Consider the following 24082-nt stretch of genomic DNA (forward strand, 5'->3'; position numbering starts at 1 on the left):
CACGCGCAATTGATCACATCCGCAGCCGGTCAATGACGACCGGTGCGAGCGTTCATTGTAACCAGCGAGGGTTGCCATGCTTGACAGGGACAAGGGGAAATCCACTGCCAATCCGGCGGGGACGAGCGACGAGTCTGGGAAAAAGCTGAGCCGGCGTACGCTGTTGAAGGGCGCAGCCGCAGTTGCGGGCGCGGCCGCAGGGTCGGACGCGATCCGCGGATTCCCGACCATCTGGGCGCAGGAGATCAAGGACATCGAGCTGCGCCATGTCGGCGTCTCCTATTCGGTGGTGAAGGCGATCGGCGACCAGGCGGCCAAGGATCTCGGCTTCAAGGTGACGATGCAGAACCTCGACACCTCGGCCGCCATCAACCGCTTCATAAGCCAGCCAAATACGGTCGATATCGCCGATCTCGAGGGCTGGCAGGCCAAGCTCGCCGCCAAGCGCGGCGTGATCCAGGGTATCGAGGTCAAGAAGGTCAAGGAGTTCGACAACATCCTGCCGATCTTCACCAAGGGCGAGATCGACGGCCACAAGATCCCCCGCCAGGGCATCTCGCCCTACGAGGCAATGTATATATCTAAGCCCGATGCGACCGACCTGCACGACGGCGTCACGGAATGGGCGACCTTCCTGCCGCAGGTCTACAACGCCGACTCGATCGGCTACCGCCCCGATCTCGTCGGCCACGAAGTGACCGAATGGAAGGACCTGATCGATCCGAAATTCAAGGGCAAGGCCGCGATCCTCGACGTGCCCGCGATCGGCATCATGGATGCGGCGCTCTGCTTCGAGAGCGCCGGCCTGATCAAGTACGGCAACAAGGGCAACATGACCAAGGAGGAGATCGACTTCACCTGCAACAAGCTGATCGAGCTGAAGAAGCAGGGCCAGTTCCGCGCGACCTGGACCACCTTCGACCAGTCGGTGCAGCTGATGGCGGCGGGCGAGGTTGTCATCCAGTCGATGTGGTCGCCGGCGGTTGCCGCGGTGCGCGTGAAAGAAATCCCCTGCGTCTACGCGCCGGTCAACATCAAGAACGGCAAGGAAGGCTATCGCGGCTGGTGCAACGGCATGGGCCTGATGAAGCATCTCTCCGGCAAGAAGCTCGACGCCGCCTACGAATATCTCAACTGGTACCTCTCGGGTTGGCAGGGCGGCTTCGTCGCGCGTTACGGCTACTACAGCCCGGTGCCGTCGACCGCGAAGAAGTTTCTGACGCCGGCGGAATGGGCGTTCTGGTACGAGGGCCAGCCGGCGCCGGAGGTTGTCAACGATCCCTATGGCGTGCCGATGGAGAAGACCGGCACCAAGCGCGACGGCGGCTCGTTCCTCGATCGCGTCAAGAACATCTCGTGCTGGAACACGCTGATGGACGAGGCGGCCTACATGAACAAGCGCTGGAACGACTTCAAGGTGGCCTGAAACCTGCTTTCCCTGACGTAGCGACGAGCCGGCGCGGTGACGCGCCGGTGCAAGAAGACCGACTTCGAGGCGTTCGCCGATATGCAGCCAAGTCCAAGTCCCGCTCAAACTCCGTCACGCGCGAATCTCGCCGGCTGGCTCTATGTGTCGCCGCTGGTGCTGGTGCTGGTGCCGTTCTTCGTGGCGCCGATCCTGGTCGTGCTGGCCGCGAGCTTCTTTGCCACCGACGGCTTTGGCGGGCTGACGCCAGGGTTCACGCTGGCAAGCTATGTCGAGGTGCTGCATTCGGCGCTGACGCTGAAGCTTTATCTCGCGACCATCAAGTTCACGGTGCTGACCTGGATCTTCACGCTGATCATCGGCTTCTTCGTCGCCTACTTCCTGGTGTTCCACGTCCGCAGCCAGCTCCTGGCGATCGGGCTGTTCCTGCTCTGCACGGTGCCGTTCTGGACCTCCAACATCATCCGGATGATTTCGTGGATCCCGCTGCTGGGCAAGGAAGGCCTGATCAACCAGGCGCTGCTCGCGCTGGGTGTGATCCGCCAGCCGCTGGAAGTGCTGCTGTTCTCCGATCTCGCGGTGGTCATCGCCTATGTCCACCAGCTCACCATCTTCATGATCGTGCCGATCTTCAATTCCATGGCGCGGATCGACAAGAAGCTGATCGAGGCCGCGATCGACGCCGGCGCCAGCCGTTTCGACATCATGCGGCTGATCGTGGTGCCGATGTCCAAGAGCGGCATCGCGCTCGGCACCATCTTCGTGGTCTCGATCGTGATGGGTGATTTCTTCGTGGTGAAAGTCATGTCCGGCGGCGGCTCGGCTTCGGTTGTCAGCGCGTTCTATGAAGACGTCGGCGTGCTGCAATATCCGACCGCCGCGGCAAGCGCGGTCCTGCTGACTCTGGTCTTGGTCGCTGTCGTCTCGCTGATCCTGCGCACCGTCGACATCCGGCAGGAGATCACGCGATGAGCGCGGTCGCCTGACATGTCCGGGACCGTTGCCCCCGCGACGGCCAAAGCGATCGCGCCGAGCAAGGGTGGTCGGCCCTGGACGTTCTATGTGCTGGCGACGCTGTTCACACTCTATGTGCTCGCACTCTACGGCCCGATGTTCTGCATCTACGTCCTGTCGTTTCAGGACATCCGCGGCGGCCTCGTCTTTCCGATGAAGGGCCACTCGCTGCACTGGTTCGTCGACCTCTTCACCCAGGTGCGGACCGGCGACGTCAAGGGCTCGTTCGACCGCTCGATCAAGCTCGCGGTCATCGTCACCGTCATCACGGTGGTGGTCTCGTTCCTCGCTGGGCTCGGCTTTCGCAAGCGCTTTCGCGGCGACACCGTCGTGTTCTACATGATGATCGGCAGCCTGGTTGCGCCGGGTCTCGTGCTCGGCCTCGGCACGGGGCTGCTGTTCCAGGCGCTCGGGCTGAATGCAAGCTGGTACACTTCGGCGCTCGGCGCGCAGCTTTCGTGGACGCTGCCGTTCGGCGTGCTGGTGATGTTCGCGGTGATGTCGCGCTTCGACCACGTCTGGGAGGAGGCGGCCTACGATCTCGGCGCCACCCGCTGGCAGTCGATCCGGCTGGTCATGATCCCGGTGCTGGCGCCCGGCCTGGTCGCGGTCGCGTTGTTCGGCTTCACGCTGTCCTATGACGAATTCGCCCGCAGCCTCCAGACCGCAGGCTCGCTCAACACGCTGCCGCTGGAGATCTGGAGCATGACGCTGAACGTCACCTCGCCCTCGCTCTACGCGCTCGGCACGGTGACCACCATCGTCTCCTTCGTCGTCATCGGCGCGAGCCTCGGCAGCATCGTGCTGATCCAGAAGAAGCGCGGCAACAGCGCGAAAGGCTAGAGGTTTTCTTGGAATGAACAGAGAGCGCGGCGATATCGAACTGGCGGGCGTCTGCAAGAGCTTTGACGGCGTGACCAACGTGGTCGACGGCGTCAACCTCAGGATCGCGGACGGCGCCTATTGCTGCTTCATCGGCCCCTCCGGCTGCGGCAAGACCACGATCCTGCGCATGATCGCGGGCCACGAGGACCCGACCGCGGGCGAGATCGTGATCGGCGACCAGAACGTGGTGGGGCTCGCGCCGGTGCAGCGGCGCACCGCGATGATGTTCCAGTCCTATGCGCTGTTCCCGCATCTCACGGTGCGCGACAACATTGCCTTCGCGCTGCGTGTGCGCGGCATGTCGAAGGCCGACCGGTTGCGCGCCGCTGACGCCATGATCGAGAAGGTGCGGCTGACCCAATTCGCCGACCGCCTGCCGGCGCAGCTCTCCGGCGGCCAGCAGCAGCGCGTCGCGCTGGCGCGCGCGGCGATCACCGAGCCAAGGGTGCTTTTGCTCGACGAGCCGCTGTCGGCACTCGACGAGCAGCTGCGGGTGCAAATGCGACAGGAGTTGCGGCGGATGCAGCAGGAGCTCGGCATCACCTTCATCCACGTGACCCACACCCAGCTCGAGGCGATCGCGCTCGCCGATCTCGTGGTGGTGATGGAGCAGGGTAGGATCAAGCAGGCGGGCGCCGCGCGCGACGTCTACGCCCATCCGCATGATCGCTACGTTGCCGAGTTCATGGGCGGCCAGAACGTGCTGTCGGGGCGGGTCGAGAAGGTGAACGGTGCGAGCTTTACGCTCGCGCAGGCCGCACCCTCGGGCATCGAGGTGCCGCTTCAGGCGCGATCCTCAATCAGCGTAGGCGACAAGGTCGATATCGCGGTACGTCGCGACGACGTCGCGCTGGTCCGGCCGGGGAGGCAGCTGCCGCCCGGCTGCACCACGTCGCTGCCGAGCCGGGTGCTGGCGATCGAATACCAGGGCTATTTCGTCAAGGTCATGCTCGACACCGTGCCGGACGACGCGTTCGTCGCCTACGTGCCCGAAAAGACCTTCTTTGCGGATCCCTTCACCGTCGGCGATGTCGTGATGGCCACCTGGGCCACCGGCAGCGCCCTTCCACTCGCCTAAGACCCGTCGCGCACAGGGAGTATGATCGTGCAGATATCCTTCACACTCAACGGACGGCCCACCACTGTCGATGTCGAGCCGGCGACGCTCGTCGCCGAGCTGCTGCGCGAGCAGCTCAATCTCACCGGTACCCATATCGGCTGCGACACCAGCCAGTGCGGCGCCTGCGTCGTGCATCTCAACGGTCTCCCCGTGAAGAGCTGCACGTTGCTGGCACCAGCGCTCGACGGTGCGACGCTGCTCACCATCGAGGGACTTCAGGGCGCGCCGGGCTCGAACCGGCTGCATCCGATGCAGGAGGCCTTTCGCGAACATCACGGCCTGCAATGCGGCTTCTGCACGCCCGGCATGCTGATGACCGCGGTCGCGCTTGCAACCGAGCAGCCGGATTTGACGGAAGCCGATGTCCGTCACGGCCTCGAAGGCAACATCTGCCGCTGCACCGGCTACCAGAACATCGTCGTCTCGGTCATGGCCGGCGCCGCCGCCATGAACGCCGTCAAGGGAGAGTGACCATGGGCAATGTGATCGGGATCGGCGCGTCACCGAAACGGAAGGAAGACCAGCGCTTTCTCACCGGACGCGGCAATTACGTCTCCGACATCAAGCGTCCCGGCATGACGGCCGGCGTGTTCGTGCGCTCACCTCATGGACATGCGAAACTGCGCGGCATCGACAAGAGCGCGGCACTCGCAGCAACCGGTGTCATCGCTGTCCTGACCGGGGATGACGTCGCCGACGATGGACTCGGTTCGCTACCCTGCGGCTGGGGCATCACGGACGCCAAGGGCGTGCCGATGAAGGAGCCGCCGTTCCCGATGCTGGCGCAGGACAAGGTGCGCTTCGTCGGCGACATGGTGGCCTTCGTCATCGCGGAGACGCCGGAGCAAGCGAATGCGGCGGCTGAGCTGTTGACGATCGATTACGAGGTGCTGCCCTCGGTGGTCGGCGTGCTCGAGGCCGTCCGGCCCGGCGCGCCGCAATTGTTCGACGACGTGCCGAACAACATCTGCTGCGACTGGGAGCTCGGCGACAAGGCCGCGGTGGAGACCGCATTCCGTAAAGCCGCGCATGTCGCGAAGCTCAGTCTCGTCAACAACCGGCTGATCGGCAATCCGATGGAGCCGCGCGCGGCTATCGCGGAATATGAGCCCGGAACCGATCGCTTCACGCTGTGGACCACCAGCCAGTTCCCGCACGTCGTGCGCTTCCTGATGGGCGCGCTGGTGCTGAATATCCCGCAGCACAAGCTGCGCGTGGTCGCGCCCGATGTCGGCGGCGGTTTTGGCGTGAAGCAGTTCCATTACGGCGAGGAGGCCGTGATCACCTGGGCCGCCAAGCGGGTGATGCGGCCGATCAAATGGGTGGCGAGCCGCTCGGAAGGTTACGTGTCCGATCGGCACGGCCGCGATCACGTCACCGAGGCCGAGCTCGCGCTCGACGAGAACGGAAAGTTTCTGGCCTTCCGCGTCAAGACGCTCGCCAATATGGGCGGTTACCTCTCGACCTTCGGCCCGAACATCCCGACCAACCTCTACGGTCCGCTGCTCGGCGGCGTCTACACCACGCCCGCGATCTACTGCAATGTGAAGGTGGTCTTCACCAACACCGTTCCTGTCGATGCCTATCGTGGCGCGGGCCGGCCCGAGGCGACCTTCGTGCTGGAGCGCATCGTCGATGTCGCAGCCAGTGAAATGGGGATCGATCGCGTCGAGATCCGCCGCCGCAACATGATCCCGAAGGAGGACTACCCGTATCAGACACCGGTGCTGGTGCAGTACGATTCCGGCGATCCGATGGGCTGCCTCGACGGCGCGCTGGTGGCCGCAAACGTCAAGAATTTCGGCGTGCGCAAGGCGGAGTCGGCGCGCAGAGGCAAATTCCGCGGGCTCGGCTACTCGACCTATGTCGAGGCCTGCGGTCTTGCGCCGTCGCGCTTCGCGGGCCGGCTCGGCGCCCGCGGTGGTCTCTATGAAAGCGCTACGGTGCGCGTACATCCGACCGGCCAGGTGACGGTCATGATCGGAACTCACAATCATGGCCAGGGCCATGAGACGACGTTTGCGCAAATCGTCTCGGAAAAGCTCGGCGTGTCATTTGAGAACGTCGACATCGTATTCGGCGATACCGACCGCGTGCAGTTCGGCATGGGTACCTATGGCTCGCGCTCCCTGGTAGTCGGCGGTGCGGCGCTGTCGAAGGCGACGGACAAGGTGGTCGCGAAGGGTAAGAAGATCGCGGCGCATCTGCTCGAAGCCGCCGAAGTGGATATCCAGTTCGAGGCCGGCAAGTTCTCGGTCGCGGGCACCGACCGCATGAAGACGTTTGAGGAGATCGCGGGCGCCGCCTACGTGCCGCATGACTATCCGCTCGAAGTGCTGGAGCCGGGGCTGGAGGAGCAGGCCTATTACGATCCCGTCAATTTCACCTATCCCGGCGGCTGCCACATCGCCGAGGTCGAGGTCGATCCGGAAACGGGCACGGTGACGCTGGTCAACTACACGGCGGTGGACGACGTCGGTACGGTCATCAACCCCATGATCGTCGAGGGCCAGTTGCACGGCGGCATCGTGCAGGGTGTCGGCCAGGCGCTGTTCGAGAACGCGGTCTACGACGAGGGCTCGGGCCAACTGCTGTCGGGCTCGCTGATGGACTACTGCATGCCGCGCGCGGATCACATGCCGATGATGAAGGTCGAGACGCATTCGACGCTGTGCACGCACACGCCGATGGGCGTGAAGGGCTGCGGCGAGGTCGGCACCATCGGCTCGCCGGCCGCCGTCATCAATGCGGTGGTTGATGCGCTCTCGCATCTCGGCGTCACCCATGTCGACATGCCGGCGACACCGAACCGGATCTGGCGCCTGCTTCAGAACGCGTCGCTGCCAGTCGCCGCGGAATAGGGAGGGATAACAATGAAACCGTTTGCCTATCACCAGCCGAGCGAAATTCCCGACGCGGCGAAGCTACTGACCTCGATCGAGGACAGCAAGCTCGTCGCCGGCGGCATGACGTTGATCCCGACGCTGAAGCAGCGGCTTGCGAGTCCGGTAGCGCTGATCGATCTCTCCAGTCTCGGAAACTTGAAGGGCATTGCCGACGACGGCGCAACGATTACCATCGGCGCGATGACGGCGCATGCGGTGGTGGCCGCCTCGAAGCTGGTGCAGGCAAGGATTCCCGGGCTCGCCGCGCTGGCCTCGATGATCGGTGATCCCGCTGTGCGCAGCCGCGGCACCATCGGCGGCTCGGTCGCGAACAACGATCCGGCCGCGGATTATCCCGCGGGCGTGCTCGGTCTCGGTGCATCCATCGTAACCAGCACGCGCGAGATTGTGGCCGACAAATTCTTCCGCGGCCTGTTCGAGACCGCACTTGAACCGGGCGAGATCATCACTGCGATCCGCTTTCCCGTGCCGCTCAAGGCGGGCTACGCGAAATTCAAGGCGCCGGCGTCACGCTACGCGCTGGTCGGCGTGTTCGTCGCGAAATTCGCCGATGGCGTCCGCGTGGCCGTGACTGGAGCGGGCTCCGGTGTATTCCGGGTGCCGCCGATGGAAGAAGCGCTGTCGCAAAATTTCGATCCGTCCGCGATCGCGGCGATCAAGATCGATACCGACGGCCTCACCTCCGACATCCACGCCGAAGCCGACTACCGTGCGCATCTCGTCACGGTGATGGCCAAGCGTGCGGTCGACGCGTCGCTCAGCTAGCTCTTTAGGGTTTATGATGACTGATGGTTCCGGCCGAACGGCCTTCCCGCCGGCGCCGACTGGCCTTGGCGCGCTCTCTGCAACCGAGATCATGGCCGGTTATCGGCGCAGGGCGTTCACCCCGTGCGATGTCGTCGACGACACGATCGCCGCGCTTGAGAAGACAGACGCAGCCTGCAACGCAGTGGTGACGCCGATGTACGAGCAGGCGAGAGCGGATGCCGACCGTCTCACCAAGGAAATGCGCGCAGGCGAAGCCATGGGGCCGCTCGCCGGCGTGCCGGTCACGATCAAGGATCTCGTCTTCGTCGCGGGCGTGCCGGCCTATGGCGGCTCTCCGCTGAACAAGGCATTCGTGCCCGAGGTCGATGCCGCCGTGGTGTCGGCGCTGAAGGCGTCCGGCGCGATCATCACCTGCAAGACCACGACCTGCGAGTCCGGCTACAAGCTGACGGCGGACAGCCCCGTCACGGGTACCACGCGAAACCCCTGGAATCCCGGTCGCACCAGTGGCGGGTCGAGCGGCGGCGCGGCGGCGGGCGTTGCCGCCGGCTGCGGCCCGATCGCGATCGGTACCGACGGCGTCGGCTCGATCCGCGTGCCCTCGTCGTTCTGCGGCGTGTTCGGCCTCAAGCCGACCTTCGGCCTGGTGCCGCGCTCGCCCGGCTTCTCGCCGCCGTCCTGGGCCTCGCTCGCCCACACCGGGCCGATCGCGCGCACGGTCGCGGATGCCGCGCTCGCGCTGGAGATCATCGCGGGCTACGATTTGCGCGATCCCGCGAGCCTGCCGGTGTCGCCGCGCCGCTTCGATACAAATCCCGCTCCGTTGAACGGCATTCGCATCGGTGCCAGCGCCGATCTCGGCTACGCCGCCGTCAGCCCCGACGTGCGTGCGGCCTTTGCCAAGGCGCTCGCCATTTTGGAATCCTGCGGCGCGCAGGTCAGCATCGATGATCCCGGTCTCGATCCCGGCATTCTCGAGCACACGCTGAAGCCGATCGCCTTCACCGAGCAGGCGGCGGCCGTTGCAGGCAAGACGATGGCCGATCTCGCGGACTCGGAGGCCGACTATCGCGATGTCATCAATGCCGGACGCCATTACAGCGGCACCGACTATATCGAGGCTGGCTACCGCCGCGGCCAGGCCCGCAACGCTTTCCTGAAACTGTTCGAGCGCGTCGATGCGCTGGTGACGCCGACGGTCGCGGTGACCGCGTTCGAGGCAGGCCAACTCGGCGTCGACCGCATCGACGGCAGCAAGATCGATCCGCATCTCGGCTGGTCGCCCTTCACCTGGCCGATCAACCTCGCCGGCCTTCCGGCCGCCACGCTGCCCTGCGGTTTTGATCGCGACGGCTTGCCGATCGGTTTACAGATCATCGCGCCCTGGCTCGACGAGCCAACCATCTTCCGGATTGCCGCAGCGTTCGAGCAGGGGCAGCCCTGGGCAAAATTCTGGCCGTCGCTGGCGCTGCGGGAGGAGGGGCGGGCGCGGGCGAGGGTGTGACGGACAAGGCGGACGTTGCGTCAGTTGGCCACGGACCCGGCCAGCGAACGATCAGACGATTTCAGGCACCTGACATCAGCCTCAAATCAGATTTTTCAGGTCTGCAAAGCTCGAACCTGTTGCCAGGCGAAGAAATTCGTTCCGCTCCGCAGGATCGAGCAACTTCGGCGCTGCCAAGAGGCGTAGTTCGCGACCGTACCAACGCAGCTTGTCGGCGGTAAGGCGTTGGCATCGTTCCGATCGACATATCTCAGAGCCTCGCTCTCGAGACGCTGCCCAATCGCCACAATCCTGCTACCGCTCGTAGGATGAGTCATCTGCCCCTGTTCCATCGCCGCAGTTGCGAAAAACAGGAAAGGTACTCCCAAGGCAAGGATATGGAGTTCGGCCATCGCGTCGAGCGCATATCCATCCGCTGCGCGCTCCTGCTCCTGCGAGGCAATGTTGGTGAGGGCGATCGTGTGGTTGAGAGCAAGATGTCCGAGTTCATGCAAGAGCAGGAAGCACAATGCGCCGTTGAGGCACTTGCTGGAGACGTCTTTGACGGACTCGTCCTGGTAGATCGAAGCATCAACGCCGAACGCTTCAAATGGCCCAGGCGGTGTCGAAGATGAGGGGGCAGCTGCCATGGCGGCAAACAGCATGCAAAGGATCAGGGCCTTTGCTTCGAGGGTTCGATGTAACCAAGCCCAGATACCCGCGTATTCGTCGAGCCACCTGATTGTCCGCAGAGGCAGTATCACCGCGCGTCTGTTTGGGTCAGCGCCGACGTGCAAGGGAAAGCCGGGGTCGGCCCCATACTCCGCAGATAGATTGACGGGAACCTCGAGCCCGACTCTTCCCAGGGCCGCCCTTCGGGTCGGCGTCATTGCAGCGAGTAGATTGGTCTCGAAAACATACCTCAGCCATGGTTCGTATTGGCCGCGGCTGTCTTCAAGTTGCTCTAGGCTGTAGAGGCCTGTCACGTGTCTGTCCGTCATTGAGCCGACTCATCTCTGACGCGAGTTCCGTGTTTAGCCGCGCGTTGTAGATTTCACTGACGGGGCCGTCTGACGGTATGTGTCCTTCTACGATCCTCATGAATGCGGCCGTATCACCCCAAGCGGGATTCCAGTTGCGCGCCATCAAGGCGACGCGAGCCTGGTGCGTTGCTCGTTCGACATCGGAATGGTCGAGATCGCGTGGGGAAGCGGCCGCAATCGCATTGAGTACGGCGATGTCGTTCTTGAGCCGTATTAAATCTCCAGAAGCGCTCTCGGTAGGGAGACCGAAGCGAACTAAGCGATTCTTAATCGGTCCCTTCTGCGACTCGTCGATAGTTACGACGGCGCCGAGACATCGCCACAGCAAAAAGATGCCAAAGCCGGCAAATACAATGCCGGGGCCGACCTTGGTCACGGTAACGATATAGCTGCCCCATTTCACATCGATGTTTGAATCGCCCAACGGGACGGTTTGAAACAACTCATAACCGAACCAGACGCAGAGAACCCCGGCGCCGACGATTGCGAGGCGCTCGATCGCGCGAGCCAAAGATACAAACGGCGTTGCGTCGCTCATGGGTGGCCGCCTTGACGATCAACTCATTGTTTATAGATGTTATGGTCGCTCTATGATAGATGTCTTGTACAAATTAACGTTTAGGATGTTTCTGCCGCGGGGAGGCTGACGTGCCGAATGACCCGTTTTTGAGCTTGTTTCTGTATTTCTGGCCCTTTCTGATCATTCTAGTTGTGATCGGAATCATGATCCGGGTTGTAATCTTCTTTGCATTCGCCTGGACGGCGATGAAGCAAATAAATCAGTTCCAGCGCCAGCTCGACGGAATCGTTCTCAACCTGCCGCCGCCAGGCTCGTACCCTTCTCATCAATGGATCGGAGAAGCGACCACATTGGCTACGACCTGGAACCAGTTGGCGCCGATACAACAGGCGCGATTGGAGAACCGAAAGGCCGATATCATGGCGACGTTCACGAGCGCTGGTGTGCCTTTCACCCCGCCGTCGGGCTGGCGATGATTGCCGTCATGTAGAGCCAGTAAATTATTAGCGTCATCACCCGAACGGGTGATGCGGCTGGCGGTGCGATCACGAGGCTGCGACGCTAGCTAAGAAAGATCGCGAACTGAAACCCGATGCAAAATGGGCCAGGCAACATCGGCTGCGCGGTTTCATGGGCTGTTGCAGGAAGCGGTCGAGAGGCCGCAATTCGACGTGGTCTCGCTGCGGGTCACGACAGCTCGATCGGCAGATCCCTGCCGCTGAGCTCTTCGTCGAGGCGCAGATAGTGCGCGAGATAATCGTGCAGCGCGGTCGCCGCTTTGGAGGTGGCGCCGCTCGATTTGTAGAGCAGGAGCTCGATCTTCGGCAGCGGCGGCAGGCCCTCATTCGGGCCGATCTCGCGCATCGCCGGCACCAGCGCGCTGCGGCCGAGCACGGTGACCGCCATGCCGGCGAAGGCTGCTGCCTGAAGTCCTCCGACGCTTTCGCTGACGCAGGCGATGCGCCAGCGCAAGTTCGCGCGCTCCAGCGTATCGATCGCGTAGTCGCGATAGATATTGCCGGGCGGCAGCAGCGCCAGCGGGATCGGGCGTTCCTGATGGGCAGCGGATTGTTCGCCGGTCATCCAGACCAGCTGCTCGCGCCGCACCACCTGACCGCCCGTAAAATCGTTCATGCGGGTAACGAGCGCGATGTCGACGTCGCCGCGCTTGACGAGGCCGACGAGCGGCGTCGACAGAGCACAGTTGAGCTCGACCTGGACGCGGGGAAACGACTTGCGGAACACGCTGAGGATCGACGGCAGCATGAACGCTGCATAGAGATCCGGCGTGCCGAGCACGACCTGGCCCTCGATCTCCTGCGACGCCAGTTGCGAAATCAGCTCGTCATGCAACCGCAGGATGGATTTGGCGTAGGTGAGAACGGTGGTGCCGTCCTCGGTCAGCATCAGCCGGCGGCCGGCGTGCTCGAACAATTGCTTGCCGGTGAGCTCCTCCAGCCGCTGCAATTGCAGGGTGATGGCAGGCTGGGTGCGGCCCAACCGTCGCGCGGTCTCGGTGATGCTGCCGGTCTCGACCACCGAGATCAGCGACCGGAGCATGCGGATGTCGAGACTGATGAGGTTCATGCGGCGTCCATATCGCCCAGAATTTATGCAAGTTCCATGCTAGGGGGCCGCGTGGCCCCGTCGTCCGTTATCTCGCCCGAGATGCTGTGGAGGCGGATTTTCCGCCGGTGCGGCCCTTGCGCACCGTATTCCAGAAATTCTCGGCCGCCCGCGTCATGCGAGCGCGCACGCGGAACAAGGAAATACTGATCGCGATATCCCAATCCTCGGCGCCCGCGCGCAGGAGCCGGCCGCTTTCGAGGTCGGCACGGACGAGGCTGAGCGGCGCCCATGTGATGCCGCGTCCCTCGCGCGCCATGTCGATCAGCAGCATGACCGGCGCGGAGAAGCTCGGAACGAGCCAGGCCGCCGGCTCCTTCGTCGCCAGGAACGACGTGACGATTCGCCCTACGCCGGAGCCGGGATGGTAGGCGAGATAAGGCAGCGGCGCTCCGGCCGCGCCTGGCAGTGCGTAGCGCGGCTTTGCCTTGCTGCGGCGTCCGCCACGTGCGGCCTTGGTGAGCGGCGCGCTGATCGGGATCAGCACGTCGGTCGAGAGCTCGATGCGCTGGAAGCGGTCCATGTCGAGCCGGCTCACCAGTGACGGATGATGATGCGCCAGAAGGAAATGCGCCTGCGCATCCAAGAGCAGCTTTTCGCAGCCGGCGAAATTGGAGGCGACCAGCTGCACGGCCGAGTTGGCGCGTGCGCTGTCCGAGCTCCGGATCCATTCCGGAAAGAAAGTTTGTGACAGCGCATGCGTGGCCGCGAAGGTGATGGTCTCGGCTTTCAGCCGCGCCATTTCGAGCGCTTCCTCCCGCCCGACCAGGACCCGTCGCAGCACGTCTTCGGCCACGGAACGAAAACTCTCGCCGGCCGGCGTCAGCGTGATGGTGTGTGTCGAGCGCTCGAACAGCGCCGTTCCCAGCCATTCCTCGAGCGACCTGATGCGGCGGCTCAGCGCCGGCTGGGTCACGTGCCGTCGCTCGGAGGCGCGCGAGAACCCGCCCTCCTCAGCGATGGCAAGGAAATCCTCCAGCCAAATCAGGTCCATATGACGTTTTGTCCTTAAATCATACCGATACGGCATTAGCGCCTGAAAGACCGCTGGTCCAATGTAAACGGCATTGAAAGACAAGAACAAAGCGCCACCACGCATGGCGCGACGATGTCGTGGGAGGAAAGCAAATTGCAGGTCGCCGCAACGCCGCTATCTGAGCCCATATCGAGGCCGGTTTCCGAAGGGCGCCGCAAACCGCTCTGGCGCGAGCAGTATGTCCTGGTGGTTGCCGGCGCCGCGCTCGGCGTGCTCTTCGGCGCCCTGTTTCCGACCGTCGCCGTCGATTTCAAGCCGCTCGCCGACGCCTTCATTTCGCTAATCAAGATGACGATCGCGCCGCTGATCTTCCTGGTCGTCGTCACCGGCATCGCGCAGGTCGGTGACATGAAGGCGGTCGGCCGCATCGGGCTGAAGGCCTTCGTCTATTTCGAGGTCGTGACGACCGTCTGCCTGTTGATCAGCTTCGTCGTCGTGCGCTGGGTTCAGCCCGGGGCGGGCGTGGCGCATGCCACCGCGCAGCAGGCCGAGACCGTCGCCCGCTATTCGCAAGCGCATGTCGGATCGCTGTCGGCCTATATCCAGCACATGATCCCGGAAAGTTTTGTCGGCGCGTTCGCGAGCGGTGACGTGCTCCAGGTGCTCGTGCTTGCGCTGCTCTGCGGCATTGGTCTCCTGCTGCTTGGCGAAAAAGCAGCACCATTGCGGACCGGGATGGAGCGGGTGACCGAGTTGGTGTTCAGCGTCGTCCATGTCGTCGTGGCGCTGGCGCCGATCGGCGCCTTCGGCGCCATGGCTTTCACGGTCGCCAAGTTTGGTGCCGCCACGCTCTATGCGCTGGCGCTGCTGGTCGGCACTGCCTGGGCAATCATGGCGTTCTTCATCTTCGTCATTCTCGGCACGATCTGCCGTTTGGTCGGCATTCGCCTGATGGATTTGCTGCGGCTGTTGCGGAACGAGCTGCTGGTCGTGCTTGGCACCTCGTCGTCGGAGACCGCGATCCCCGGCATGATGGAGAAGCTGCCGAAGGCGGGCGTCGGGCGCGCGGTCGCGGGCCTGGTCATTCCCTCCGGCTATTCCTTCAATCTCGACGGCGTCGCGCTGACGCTGCCGCTCAGCACCATGTTCGTCGCCCAGGTCTACGGCATCGAACTTTCGGCCGCGCAGCAATTGAGCCTGTTCGTCGTGATGTTGTTCACCAGCAAGGGCGCGGCCGGCGTCACCGGCGGCGCATTCGCCGCGCTCGCCGCGACCGTGATTGCCGCGGGGTTGCCGGCGGAGGGCTTGGCGCTGCTGCTCGGCATCGATCGCTTCATGTCGCTGGCGCGCGCCATCACCAACACCATCGGCAATGCGGTCGCCTCGATCGTGGTCGCGAAGTGGGATGGAGAATTCAACCGGGAGGACTGGGCTCAGTCCGCCGCTCAAATCCAGCGAGTGAAGTAAGGATCCATGGTTTTTAATATGGCTATCAACACCAATGAACTGCCCATCGTCGCGCTGACGCCGGGCGATTGCACCGGCGTCGGCCCCGAACAGATCGCGCGCATCCTGTCCGACGACCGGCTCGCTGACGCCGCACGTCTCGTCGTGATCGGCGATGCCCGCGTGCTCGAGATGGGCATGGCGCATGCCGGCGTGAAGTTGAAGGTCGAGCGGATCTCCTCGCCCAATGCGGCATCCTGGAGCAGCAGTGCGGTGCAGCTCGTCGATCTCGGCAACACCGATCCCGCGAAATGTCCAATCGGCAAGGCCAGCGCCGAATCCGGCCGGCTGACCGGCGAGACGCTGTCGCGCGCGATCGATTTCGCCAAGGCCGGCGAGGTCGACGCGATCACCTTTGCGCCGCTGAACAAGCGCGCGATGTTCGACGGCGGCTGGAAGTTTCCCGACGAGCACAGGATGTTCGCGAGCCTGCTCGGTCACAAGACCTATTTCTCCGAGATGAACGTGCTCGACGGGCAATGGATGTCGCGCGTCACCGGGCATCAATCGCTGCGCGAAGCGCTGGACGGCATCAATCCGGCCAGCATCACCGACTCGATCGAGCTGGTCGACCGCATGATGCGCAGAACCGGCGTCGCCAAGCCGCGCATCGCGGTGGCCGCGCTCAACCCGCATGCGGGCGAGGGTGGCCTGTTCGGCCGCGACGAGATCGAGATGATCCGGCCGACCGTGGAAGCCGCCGCAAAGACCGGGATTGCCTGCACCGGGCCGTATCCTGCCGACACCGTTTATGTGCGGGCGTTCGCCGGCGAGTTCGACAGCGTGGTGGCGATGTATCACGACCAGGGCCAGATCGCGACCAAGCTGCGCGGTTTCAACCGCGGCGTCACCGTCACCGCCGGGCTCGAGACCGTCTTTACGACACCGTCACACGGCACGGCGTTCGATATTGTTGGCCAAGGCCTGGCGAAGACCGGGGCGCTCGAGAGCGCGGTTCGCCTCGCGGCGCAATTGGTATCTATGAAGGTCAAGGAGGCATCCTATGCACACTGATCGCAGAACCCTGCTCCAGGCGGCGGCCGCGCTGCCGCTCGCCGCCGTCGGCACTAATGGCGCCTTCGCGCAAGTCCCGGCCGCGGCGCCTGCAGCCGCGCCGCCCAAGGACGTCACGCGCGCGCTCGCACATTATCTGGTGACCGCGGGCTACGACGACCTGCCGGCCAATGTCCGCAAGGAGGGCGTCCGCACGCTTCTGAACTGGGTCGGCGTCGCGATCGGCGGATCGCATCATCAGACGGTCGACATCGCGGTCGCGGCCCTCGGCCCATTCTCGGGCCCGCACCAGGCGTCTCTGTTCGGGCGCCGCGAGCGATTCGACATCATGAACGCGGCCTTCATCAACGGCGTGTCGAGCCACATCTTCGACTATGACGACACCCATCTGAAGACGATCATTCATCCCGCGGGCCCCGTGGCCTCGGCCATTCTCGCGCTGTCGGAACTGCAGCCGGTCTCCGGCAAAGAGTTCCTGAACGCGCTGGTGCTCGGCGTCGAAACCGAGTGCAGAATCGGCAACTCCGTCTACCCAAACCACTACGATGTCGGCTGGCACATCACCGGCACGGCCGGCGTGTTCGGCTCTGCCGCCGCCGTCGGCAAGCTGTTGAAGCTCAACGAGCAGCAGATGATCTGGGCGCTTGGTCTTGCCGCGTCGCAGCCGGTGGGCCTGCGCGAATCCTTCGGCTCGATGAACAAGAGCTTCAATCCGGGCCGCGCTGCCTCCAGCGGCATCTTCGCGGCCATCCTCGCCTCGAAGAACTTCACCTCGTCCGACTCGATGATCGAGGCCAAGCGCGGCTGGGCCAACACGATCAGCACCAAGCAGGACTACAACGAGATCCTCGGCGACCTCGGCAAACGCTATGAGGCAGCGCTGAACACCTACAAGCCGTTCGCCTGCGGCATCGTCATGCATCCGGCGATCGATGCCGCGATCCAGCTCCGCAACGAGAACAAGGTGACCGCGGACCAGATCGAGCGCGTCGACCTCAAGGTCCATCCGCTGGTGCTGGAGCTGACCGGCAAGAAGACGCCGAGCCAAGGGCTCGAAGGCAAATTCAGCATCTACCACGCGGTCGCGGCTGCGATCGTCGAGGGCGCCGGCGGCGAGAAGCAGTTCAGCGATCGCGCCGTGACCGATCCGACCATCGTCGCGCTGCGCGGCAAGGTGAATCCGGTCATCACTGCCGGCATCAAGCCGGAGCAGGTCGATCTCACGATCGTGCTCAAGGACGGGCGCAAGCTCAATCGTTACATCGAACACGCCATCGGCAGCGTCGAGGTGCCGATGACCGACAAGCAGCTCGAGACCAAGTTCTCCGATCTTGCCGAAGGCATCATTCCCGCTGCGACGATCCGGCATGTGATGGACGCCTGCTGGAATGTCGAGAACCTGCCGAACGCTGCCGACATCGCCAAGATGTCGGTCGCGGCCTGACCGCCAGGGAGAGCAGCATGCCGTCACGCCGCCATTTCCTGCAATCCGCCGGCTCGATCGCCGCCCTGGCCGCGACCGGTGGCCGCGCGGCCCTGGCGGCGGGCCCGGGCGTGACGGAGCGGCTCGCCCGCTACATGGTCGCCGCGCGCGACCAGGAGCTGCCGGCGCAGGTCCTGCTCGAATGCAAGCATCGCATTCTCGATACGCTCGGAGCGATGGTGTCTGGCTCGCGCATGCGGCCGGGCGAGATGGCGCTGAAATATGTTCGCACGCTCGGCGGCGACGCGCAGGCCTCCGTGGTCGGCTCCGATTTCCGGACCACGGCGGTCAACGCGGCGCTGGCCAATGCCATGTGCGCCCATGCCGACGAGACCGATGATTTCGAGCCCGTCACCAAGGCGCATCCGGGGTCCGCGGTCGTACCGGCCGCGCTCGCCCTCGGCGAACGGGAGCATCGCAGCGGCCAGGACGTCATTCGCGCCGTCGCGCTCGGCTACGATTTGACCTGTCGCCTGCTGATGGCGCTGGGCCCAGATCTCGTGCGCGGCTCGCATCGGAGCGCCGAGGGAACGTCGTCGACATTCGGTGCGCTCGGCGCCGCCGCCTCGCTGGCGCAGCTCGACGAGACCGGGATGCGTTATGCGATCTCCTATTCGGCGCAGCAGGTGTCCGGCCTCTGGAGCTGGGTCAAGGACAAGGACCATATCGAGAAGGCGTTCGATTTCGCCGGCATGGGCGCCCGCAACGGCGTGATGGCCGTCGACATGGTGAAGAACGGCCTGACCGGCGTCGACGATGTGCTCGACGGCACGCATAATCTCTTCATCGCGCTGTCGTCCGATCCGAAGCCCGAGGAGATGGTGAAGGATCTCGGCAGCCGCTTCTACGTCACGGAGACGGCGATCAAGACCTTTTCGGTCGGCTATCCCATCCAGTCGCCGCTGGATGCGACCCTGACGCTGCGCAAGCAGCATGGCCTGACCCCCGACAACGTGCGCAGCATCCTGGTCAAGCTTCCGACCGACGCGATGGGGATCGTGGGCGAGAGCGCGATGCCCGACGTCAACTGCCAGCACCTTGTCGCGGTCGCGCTGGTCAAGGGGGCCGTTTCGTTCAACGACAGCCACGATGTCGCGCTGATGCACGATCCCAAGATACTCGAACAGCGCGTCAAGGTGACGCTGGCCGGCGACAGGGCGCTGATGGATCCGGCTGCGCCGCGTGGCGCTGTCGTCGAGGTGACATTGACCGATGGCAAGAAGGTGGAGCACTTCACGAAGTATCCGCCGGGCACCAAGGAAAACCCGCTGAGCACGGAAGCGGTGGCGGCGAAGACGCGGGACCTGATTGCGCCGGTGCTGGGCCGCGACAGGGCCGAGAAGCTGATCGAGCAAGTCCGCAATCTCGAACGGCTTGACGACGTCGGAAAGTTAGGGCCATTGCTGACCGCGTGATGAATCAACCAATAACAAGACAAACATCGAGGAAATGCCCATGCGCGGGATATTGCGCCGCTCCTTTCTTGCCGCCTGCGCGGCTGTTCTGTTCTGCGGCGCCGCGGTAGCGCAGGACTATCCCTCCCGTCCGGTCAAGATCATCGTGCCGTTCCCGGCCGGGGGCTCCAACGACATCATCACCCGCATCGTCGCGCAGAAGCTGGCCGAACGGTGCGGGCAGACCTTCATCGTGGAAAATCGCGGCGGCGCCGGCGGCAATATCGGCGCCGAGACGGTCGCGAGCGCGGAAGCTGACGGCTACACGCTGCTGCTGACCGCGCCGCCGCCGCTGACCATCAACGGCTCCCTCTACAAGACGCTGCCGTTCGATCCGGCCAGGGCGTTCGCGCCGGTGGCGCTGATCGCGTCGGTGCCGATCATCCTGGTCGTGAATCCGTCGGTGCCCGCGAAGAACGTGGGCGAGCTGATCGCACTGGCCAAAGCCAAACCCGGCTCGCTGAATTTCGGCTCGTCCGGCATCGGTTCGACCAACCACCTTGCGGGCGAGCTGCTCAAGAGCACGGCCGGCATCGATATCGTCCATGTTCCTTATCGCGGCGCGGCGCCGGCGATGAACGACCTGCTTGCCGGGCAGATCCCTTTCATGTTCGACAACATTCCCGCGGTGCTGCCCCAGGTTCAAGGCAAGGCGATCAATGCGATCGCGGTCGCCGGTGCGAAGCGCGCAGACGCCTTGCCGGATGTGCCAACGGTCGCCGAGACCGTTCCCGGTTTCGAGGCCTCGTCCTGGTTCGGGCTGGTGGCGCCGGGCAAGACACCCGCGCCTGCGCTTGCGAAGCTGCGCAGCGAGCTCGAGGTCATCCTGAAGATGCCTGACGTCAAGAAGAGGCTCGCCGAGCTTGGCGCCGAGCCCGGCACCGTATTCGGCGAGGCTTTCGGCCAGTTCCTTGCCGAGGAGACGACGAAGTGGGGCAAGATCATTCAGGCCTCGGGCGCCACGGTAGACTAGGCAGGAAGACAGCGTCATGGATTTGAATCTGGGCGGCAAGGTTGCCGTCGTCACCGGCGGCAGCATCGGCATCGGACGGGCGATTGCCGCCGAACTCGCGCGCGAGCAGGCGCATGTCGTGATCGTCGCGCGCGACGCCGAACGGCTTGCGGCAGCCGCGCAGGAGATGTCGCGCGAGACCGGCCGGCGCGTGATCGCCTGCGCCGGCGACATGACCAAGCCCGACGATATCGAACGGGCAATGAACGCCGCGCGCGAGACCTTCGGTCGCATCGATATCCTCGTCAACAATGCCGGGGCGTCGCCCATGGGCCGGATCACCGAGACGCCCGATGCGACCTGGGCCAAATCGATTGAACTGAAGCTGCTCGGCTATGTGCGCTGCGCGCGCAGCGTCTTGCCGGCGATGCGCGATCGCCGCTGGGGCCGCGTCATCAACATCATCGGCCGCAGCGGCCATCAGCCGCGCGCGGCGTATATGGCTGGCGGCGCGGTCAACGCGGCGCTGCTCAACTTCACCTTGGCGCTTGCGGAGGAGTGCGCGCCCGACAATGTGCTCGTCACTGGCGTCAATCCCGGGCCGGTGCAGACCGACCGTTGGGACAGCCTGGTCTCGCAGGGCGCGACCATTGCGGGCCAGGACCGCGGGACGGCAAACGCCGCGGCGATCGCCTCGGTGCCGCTCGGGCGTGTCGGGCAGCCGCACGAAGTGTCCGGCCTTGTTGCCTTCCTCTGTTCAGACCGCGCGTCTTTCATTACTGGAACCTGCATCAATGTCGATGGCGGTGGGACGAGGTGTATCTAATGGCTAGCGAACTGCGGAAGATCGGTGTCAGCGACGATTGCGAGCTTGCGGTTCGCATCGACGACTATCTGTTGCCATGGGACATCAAGCCGCCGGTCGTGATGCTGCACGGGCTCGCCGAAAGCGGCGAAGCGTTCCGGCGCTGGGTGCCGTATTTCGCTACGCATCATCTCGTGGTACGCCCTGATTTGCGCGGCTATGGCGATTCGACGCCAATGCAGGGCGATTACGTCTATCGCTTCGCCGGCCTGGGCGACGACGTCATCCGGCTGCTGGACGCGTTGAAGCTCGACCGCGTCTTCCTGGTCGGCGGCAAGATCGGCGGGACGCTGGCGATGCATCTGGCGGCAAACTATCCGGATCGCGTGATCGCGCTTGCCGCGGTCGGTGCGCCGGCTTCGCTCACCTCGTTCTCCGAGCGGGCACCGACCTGGCGCAAGCAGATTCGCGAGCAGGGCGTCGAGGCCTGGGTGCGCGAGACCACGACCGGCCGGCTCGGCTCGTCGCTGCCGCTGGCGGTGCTCGACTGGTGGATCAGGCTGATGTCGAAGACGCAGGCCTCGACGCTCGAGGCCTTCCTGAAGATGGTGCCGACGGTCGACGTCATACCCGAATTGCCGCGGATCAAGCGGCCGACGCTCGTCATCACCACGACCGGCTCGGGGCTCGGCAGCGTCGATTCGGTGAAGGCGTGGCAAGAGACGATTCCGGGCTCGACGCTCGAAGTGCTGCCCGGGGATTCCTATCACGTCGCCGCAACGGACCCCGACGTCTGCGCGAGGTTGGTCCGGACGTTCTTCGATCGGCTCAAAACATGAGAGACGAGTCCGAATAAGGCCCACAAAGAGGCTCGGACGAAAACAAAAACAAATGGGAGGAACGATGAGCTTGAAGCAAATACTGGCCGGCTGTCTCGGCGCGACGGCGCTGTTGCATGCCGGCGCAACGATGGCGGCGAACGTCGAGATATCCGCGAGCGACATCGGCGGACAGGTGATCAGCGACAAGGGAGCCGAGGCCGGGGTCTGGGTGATCGCCGAGACGAAGGACCTGCCGACCAAATACGCGAAGGTGGTGGTGACCGACGATCAGGGCCGGTTCGTCATCCCGGATCTTCCCGCCGCCAACTACAAGGTCTGGGTACGCGGCTATGGCCTGCAGGACACGGCACAACAGGATGCCCGTCCCGGCAAGGCGCTGGACTTCAAGGCCGCCGCCGCCTCGCTCAAAGAAGACGCGCAGAACTATCCGGGCATGTATTGGTACTCCATGCTCGACATCCCCAAGCCCGAGGAATTTCCGGGCACTGGCGACAAGGGCAACAAGATGCCCGAGACCATGAAGTCGCAGGCCCAGTGGGTCGATACGGTCAAGAACATGTGCCAGTCCTGCCACGCGCTCGGGACGCGCGGAATTCGCGAGATCCCGAAGGTGTTCACCGACGGCTATGATTCCCACACCGCCTGGGCGATCCGCACCCAGGCCGGCCAGGCTCAGGAATACATGGCGACGGTGCTGGCCAGCATGGGCCCGGAGAAGGTCTACGACCTCTTCTCGAAATGGACCGATCGCATCGCGGCGGGCGAACTGCCTTTCGACAAGCCCGAGCGGCCCAAGGGCATCGAGCGCAATGTCGTTTACACGATGTGGGACTGGGCGGCACCGACGCGTTATCAGCACGATGCGATCTCGACCGACAAGCGCAATCCGCGCCTCAACGCCAACGGCCTGATCTACGGATCGTCGGAGGAGAGCTCCGATCTCGTGCCGACCCTCGACCCAGTGAAGAACATCGCGGGCACCATCAAGCATCCTTATCTCGATCCGAATACGCCGTCGTCGACCGACGCGCCGCGGGGCCCGTCGGCCTATTGGGGTGACGAGCCGATCTGGGATGGTCACACCAGCATTCACAACGTCATGATGGACGAGTTGGGCAGGGTCTGGTTCACCGCGCGCCTGCGCCCGCCCGCCAATCCGGACTATTGCAAGCAGGGCTCGGAGCTGCCGTCGGCAAAGATGGCGCCGCAGGCCACCTCGTTGCGCCAATTGTCGCGCTTCGATCCCGCGACAGGTAAGTGGGACCTGATCAACACCTGCTTCACGACCCATCACCTCTATTTCGACGATGATGCCAACCAGACACTGTGGACCAGCTCCGGCGGTCCCGGGCTCGGCGGCGGCCTGGTCGGCTGGCTCAACACGAAGCAGTACCGCGAGACCCACGACGACGTGAAATCGCAGGGCTGGACGCCATTGATCATCGACACCAACGGCAACGGCAAGCGCGACGCCTATGTCGAGCACAAGGACCCCGTCGATCCGACCAAGGATAAGCGCATCGCGGCATCCTTCTACGGCATCATGCCGAGCCCGGTCGACGACACGATCTGGGGCCAGGCGATGGATCGTGGCTTCTCGCGCATCGACCAGCCCGGCTACATCGTTCGCGTGATGCCCGGGCCGGATCCCGCAAACACCGCGCTGTCCGAAGTGTATCAGCCGCCAGAGGGCACGTTTGGTCCGCGCGGTCTCGACATTGGGCTTGATGGCGTAGTGTGGACGGTCTTGTCCAGCGGACATCTCGCGAGCTTCGACCGCAAGCTCTGCAAGGGGCCGCTGAACGGGCCGGCGACGGCGGACGGCAAGCAGTGTCCGGAAGGATGGAAGACCTGGCGCATGCCTGGACCGCAGTTCAGGGGGCTCGATGCCAGCGGCAGCGCCAACCACGCCTATTACGTCTGGGTGGACCGCTACAACACGTTCGGACTCGGCGCCAACGTGCCGATCGCGAGCGCCAACGGTAGCGAGTCGCTGCTCGCGCTGGTCAATGGCCAGTTGGTGAATCTGCGCAATCCGTATCCGCTCGGCTTCTTCACCAAGAACGTCGACGGCCGTATCGACGATCCCAATACGGGCTGGAAAGGTCGCGGGCTGTGGAGCACGACGGGAACACGTGCGAGCTTCCACGGGGAGGGTGGCAAGGAGGCCTCGCCCAAGGTCTACAAGGTGCAGATGCGGCCGGATCCATTGGCGCATTGAGTGTTTCGTCTTAAGAATAGCACCGCTCCAAAGGGGCG

General features: G+C 64.2%; 21 protein-coding genes. 17 read left to right on the forward strand and 4 right to left on the reverse strand.

The features are described 5' to 3' along the window. Window positions 1–76 precede the first annotated feature (76 nt). The 8 genes from IVB18_RS08995 to IVB18_RS09030 all read left to right on the forward strand — a co-directional run bounded on the left by IVB18_RS08995 (window position 77) and on the right by IVB18_RS09030 (window position 9623). Window positions 77–1426, forward strand: a complete 1350-nt coding sequence (locus IVB18_RS08995) for an extracellular solute-binding protein (RefSeq protein ID WP_247988828.1) — start codon at window positions 77–79, stop codon at window positions 1424–1426. Window positions 1427–1507: 81 nt separating this feature from the next. Continuing rightward, window positions 1508–2398 (forward strand): ABC transporter permease, encoded by an 891-nt coding sequence (locus tag IVB18_RS09000; protein WP_247991585.1) that lies wholly within the window; start codon window positions 1508–1510, stop codon window positions 2396–2398. 15 nt (window positions 2399–2413) lie between these two features. Further along, window positions 2414–3283 (forward strand): ABC transporter permease, encoded by an 870-nt coding sequence (locus IVB18_RS09005; RefSeq protein ID WP_247988829.1) that lies wholly within the window; start codon window positions 2414–2416, stop codon window positions 3281–3283. A gap of 13 nt (window positions 3284–3296) precedes the next feature. After that, the gene (locus IVB18_RS09010; RefSeq protein WP_247988830.1) at window positions 3297–4403 is read left to right on the forward strand and encodes an ABC transporter ATP-binding protein; all 1107 of its coding nucleotides are present in this window, start codon (window positions 3297–3299) and stop codon (window positions 4401–4403) included. Between the two features lie 21 nt (window positions 4404–4424). Beyond that, window positions 4425–4916, forward strand: a complete 492-nt coding sequence (locus IVB18_RS09015; protein WP_247988831.1) for a (2Fe-2S)-binding protein — start codon at window positions 4425–4427, stop codon at window positions 4914–4916. A gap of 2 nt (window positions 4917–4918) precedes the next feature. Next, a complete protein-coding gene (locus tag IVB18_RS09020) occupies window positions 4919–7306 on the forward strand; it encodes a xanthine dehydrogenase family protein molybdopterin-binding subunit (RefSeq protein ID WP_247988832.1) in 2388 nt (795 codons plus the stop codon). Between the two features lie 12 nt (window positions 7307–7318). Then, window positions 7319–8116, forward strand: coding sequence for a xanthine dehydrogenase family protein subunit M (locus tag IVB18_RS09025; RefSeq protein WP_247988833.1), 798 nt, complete (start codon window positions 7319–7321; stop codon window positions 8114–8116). 16 nt (window positions 8117–8132) lie between these two features. Further along, window positions 8133–9623: an amidase gene (locus IVB18_RS09030; protein ID WP_247988834.1), complete on the forward strand. Its 1491-nt coding sequence runs from the start codon at window positions 8133–8135 to the stop codon at window positions 9621–9623. 95 nt (window positions 9624–9718) lie between these two features. Here the strand turns inward: IVB18_RS09030 and IVB18_RS09035 are convergent, their stop codons facing one another. Beyond that, complete coding sequence (locus IVB18_RS09035; RefSeq protein WP_247988835.1) at window positions 9719–10267, reverse strand: phage exclusion protein Lit family protein; 549 nt, start codon at window positions 10265–10267, stop codon at window positions 9719–9721. Window positions 10268–10556: 289 nt separating this feature from the next. Then, on the reverse strand, window positions 10557–11183 hold the full coding sequence (locus tag IVB18_RS09040; RefSeq protein ID WP_247988836.1) for a hypothetical protein: 627 nt from the start codon (window positions 11181–11183) through the stop codon (window positions 10557–10559). A 110-nt stretch (window positions 11184–11293) separates the two neighbouring features. On the opposite strand from IVB18_RS09040, the gene IVB18_RS09045 reads away from it, so the two are divergent. Beyond that, window positions 11294–11641: a hypothetical protein gene (locus IVB18_RS09045; RefSeq protein ID WP_247988837.1), complete on the forward strand. Its 348-nt coding sequence runs from the start codon at window positions 11294–11296 to the stop codon at window positions 11639–11641. Window positions 11642–11852: 211 nt separating this feature from the next. On the opposite strand, the gene IVB18_RS09050 is transcribed toward IVB18_RS09045, so the two are convergent. Both IVB18_RS09050 and IVB18_RS09055 read right to left on the reverse strand, forming a co-directional pair. Then, the gene (locus IVB18_RS09050; RefSeq protein WP_247988838.1) at window positions 11853–12752 is read right to left on the reverse strand and encodes a LysR substrate-binding domain-containing protein; all 900 of its coding nucleotides are present in this window, start codon (window positions 12750–12752) and stop codon (window positions 11853–11855) included. 67 nt (window positions 12753–12819) lie between these two features. Continuing rightward, window positions 12820–13785 carry a LysR family transcriptional regulator gene (locus IVB18_RS09055; protein ID WP_247988839.1) on the reverse strand — a complete coding sequence of 322 codons (966 nt, stop codon included), beginning with the start codon at window positions 13783–13785 and terminating at the stop codon, window positions 12820–12822. A 114-nt stretch (window positions 13786–13899) separates the two neighbouring features. Between IVB18_RS09055 and IVB18_RS09060 the strand changes: the two genes are divergently transcribed. From IVB18_RS09060 to IVB18_RS09095, 8 genes are all read left to right on the forward strand, one after another. After that, window positions 13900–15234, forward strand: coding sequence for a cation:dicarboxylase symporter family transporter (locus IVB18_RS09060; RefSeq protein ID WP_247988840.1), 1335 nt, complete (start codon window positions 13900–13902; stop codon window positions 15232–15234). 18 nt (window positions 15235–15252) lie between these two features. Beyond that, a complete protein-coding gene (locus IVB18_RS09065; protein ID WP_247991586.1) occupies window positions 15253–16287 on the forward strand; it encodes a 4-hydroxythreonine-4-phosphate dehydrogenase PdxA in 1035 nt (344 codons plus the stop codon). Then, complete coding sequence (locus tag IVB18_RS09070) at window positions 16277–17731, forward strand: MmgE/PrpD family protein (RefSeq protein ID WP_247988841.1); 1455 nt, start codon at window positions 16277–16279, stop codon at window positions 17729–17731. The genes IVB18_RS09065 and IVB18_RS09070 overlap by 11 nt, the downstream gene beginning before the upstream one ends. 17 nt (window positions 17732–17748) lie before the next feature. Beyond that, window positions 17749–19185 (forward strand): MmgE/PrpD family protein, encoded by a 1437-nt coding sequence (locus IVB18_RS09075; RefSeq protein WP_247988842.1) that lies wholly within the window; start codon window positions 17749–17751, stop codon window positions 19183–19185. A gap of 40 nt (window positions 19186–19225) precedes the next feature. Next, window positions 19226–20197 carry a tripartite tricarboxylate transporter substrate binding protein gene (locus IVB18_RS09080; protein ID WP_247988843.1) on the forward strand — a complete coding sequence of 324 codons (972 nt, stop codon included), beginning with the start codon at window positions 19226–19228 and terminating at the stop codon, window positions 20195–20197. Between the two features lie 16 nt (window positions 20198–20213). After that, window positions 20214–21002 carry an SDR family NAD(P)-dependent oxidoreductase gene (locus IVB18_RS09085; RefSeq protein WP_247988844.1) on the forward strand — a complete coding sequence of 263 codons (789 nt, stop codon included), beginning with the start codon at window positions 20214–20216 and terminating at the stop codon, window positions 21000–21002. Continuing rightward, window positions 21002–21820: an alpha/beta hydrolase gene (locus IVB18_RS09090; protein ID WP_247988845.1), complete on the forward strand. Its 819-nt coding sequence runs from the start codon at window positions 21002–21004 to the stop codon at window positions 21818–21820. The genes IVB18_RS09085 and IVB18_RS09090 overlap by 1 nt, the downstream gene beginning before the upstream one ends. Before the next feature lie 64 nt (window positions 21821–21884). After that, window positions 21885–24044 carry a carboxypeptidase-like regulatory domain-containing protein gene (locus tag IVB18_RS09095; protein ID WP_247988846.1) on the forward strand — a complete coding sequence of 720 codons (2160 nt, stop codon included), beginning with the start codon at window positions 21885–21887 and terminating at the stop codon, window positions 24042–24044. The last annotated feature ends 38 nt before the right edge of the window (window positions 24045–24082 follow it).

The sequence above is a fragment of the Bradyrhizobium sp. 186 genome (genome assembly GCF_023101685.1).
Taxonomy (GTDB): Bacteria; Pseudomonadota; Alphaproteobacteria; order Rhizobiales; family Xanthobacteraceae; genus Bradyrhizobium.

Bases quoted from the DNA above. Each gene is read 5' to 3' on its own strand.
- IVB18_RS09015 (WP_247988831.1), top strand. From the start codon at position 4,425: ATGATCGTGCAGATATCCTTCACACTCAACGGACGGCCCACCACTGTC.
- IVB18_RS09065 (WP_247991586.1), top strand. From the start codon at position 15,253: ATGGCTATCAACACCAATGAACTGCCCATCGTCGCGCTGACGCCGGGC.
- IVB18_RS09080 (WP_247988843.1), top strand. From the start codon at position 19,226: ATGCGCGGGATATTGCGCCGCTCCTTTCTTGCCGCCTGCGCGGCTGTT.
- IVB18_RS09085 (WP_247988844.1), top strand. From the start codon at position 20,214: ATGGATTTGAATCTGGGCGGCAAGGTTGCCGTCGTCACCGGCGGCAGC.
- IVB18_RS09075 (WP_247988842.1), top strand. From the start codon at position 17,749: ATGCCGTCACGCCGCCATTTCCTGCAATCCGCCGGCTCGATCGCCGCC.
- IVB18_RS09055 (WP_247988839.1), bottom strand. From the start codon at position 13,785: ATGGACCTGATTTGGCTGGAGGATTTCCTTGCCATCGCTGAGGAGGGC.
- IVB18_RS09040 (WP_247988836.1), bottom strand. From the start codon at position 11,183: ATGAGCGACGCAACGCCGTTTGTATCTTTGGCTCGCGCGATCGAGCGC.
- IVB18_RS09020 (WP_247988832.1), top strand. From the start codon at position 4,919: ATGGGCAATGTGATCGGGATCGGCGCGTCACCGAAACGGAAGGAAGAC.
- IVB18_RS09025 (WP_247988833.1), top strand. From the start codon at position 7,319: ATGAAACCGTTTGCCTATCACCAGCCGAGCGAAATTCCCGACGCGGCG.
- IVB18_RS09010 (WP_247988830.1), top strand. From the start codon at position 3,297: ATGAACAGAGAGCGCGGCGATATCGAACTGGCGGGCGTCTGCAAGAGC.
- IVB18_RS09090 (WP_247988845.1), top strand. From the start codon at position 21,002: ATGGCTAGCGAACTGCGGAAGATCGGTGTCAGCGACGATTGCGAGCTT.
- IVB18_RS09000 (WP_247991585.1), top strand. From the start codon at position 1,508: ATGCAGCCAAGTCCAAGTCCCGCTCAAACTCCGTCACGCGCGAATCTC.
- IVB18_RS09005 (WP_247988829.1), top strand. From the start codon at position 2,414: ATGTCCGGGACCGTTGCCCCCGCGACGGCCAAAGCGATCGCGCCGAGC.
- IVB18_RS09035 (WP_247988835.1), bottom strand. From the start codon at position 10,267: ATGCTGTTTGCCGCCATGGCAGCTGCCCCCTCATCTTCGACACCGCCT.
- IVB18_RS09030 (WP_247988834.1), top strand. From the start codon at position 8,133: ATGACTGATGGTTCCGGCCGAACGGCCTTCCCGCCGGCGCCGACTGGC.
- IVB18_RS09050 (WP_247988838.1), bottom strand. From the start codon at position 12,752: ATGAACCTCATCAGTCTCGACATCCGCATGCTCCGGTCGCTGATCTCG.
- IVB18_RS08995 (WP_247988828.1), top strand. From the start codon at position 77: ATGCTTGACAGGGACAAGGGGAAATCCACTGCCAATCCGGCGGGGACG.
- IVB18_RS09095 (WP_247988846.1), top strand. From the start codon at position 21,885: ATGAGCTTGAAGCAAATACTGGCCGGCTGTCTCGGCGCGACGGCGCTG.
- IVB18_RS09070 (WP_247988841.1), top strand. From the start codon at position 16,277: ATGCACACTGATCGCAGAACCCTGCTCCAGGCGGCGGCCGCGCTGCCG.
- IVB18_RS09060 (WP_247988840.1), top strand. From the start codon at position 13,900: ATGTCGTGGGAGGAAAGCAAATTGCAGGTCGCCGCAACGCCGCTATCT.